At 62.9% G+C, this 501-nt stretch carries 1 protein-coding gene; it reads left to right on the forward strand.

Annotation, left to right across the window (positions count from 1 at the left end; all coding sequences use genetic code 11):
* The coding region (locus tag H7U32_RS09805) for a solute carrier family 23 protein (protein ID WP_275051244.1) at positions 1 to 501 on the forward strand (501 nt) is incomplete at both ends.

Here is a 501-nt window from a genome sequence, read left to right on the forward strand (position 1 = left end):
GGATCTTCCTTTGCCTACATCACGCCCGTCATCATGGCAGCCCAGGTCATGGGCGGCGGCGCCGACGGCCTGGCTTATGCCAGAGGCGGCGTTTTCCTGGTCGGTATCGCTTATATCGTAATCTCCCTTCTGGTTATGGCTGTGGGGGCCGACCGGGTGCGGGCCGTGTTCCCGCCGGTGGTCACCGGCTCTATTATCACAAGCCTTGGCCTGATGCTGGCCCCCACGGCCATAGACATGGCATCGGAGAACTGGGCGCTGGCCATCGTGGGCATGGCCACCGTCATCATCGTCACCATGTTCTTCAGGGGCTTTGTCCAGGTCATCCCCGTGCTGATCGCCATGATCGTGGGCTATCTCGTCTCCCTGGCCGCAGGGCAGGTGGATCTGACAGCGGTGAAGGAGGCGGCTTGGATCGGCCTGCCGTCCTTCGCGGCTCCCAAATTCTCCCCCGTCGCCATCGCCCTGGTCACGCCGGTATGCATTGCCACCATTGTGGAG

The organism is Bifidobacterium pullorum subsp. saeculare, from assembly GCF_016899725.1.
In the GTDB taxonomy this organism is placed as follows: Bacteria; Actinomycetota; Actinomycetes; order Actinomycetales; family Bifidobacteriaceae; genus Bifidobacterium; species Bifidobacterium pullorum_C.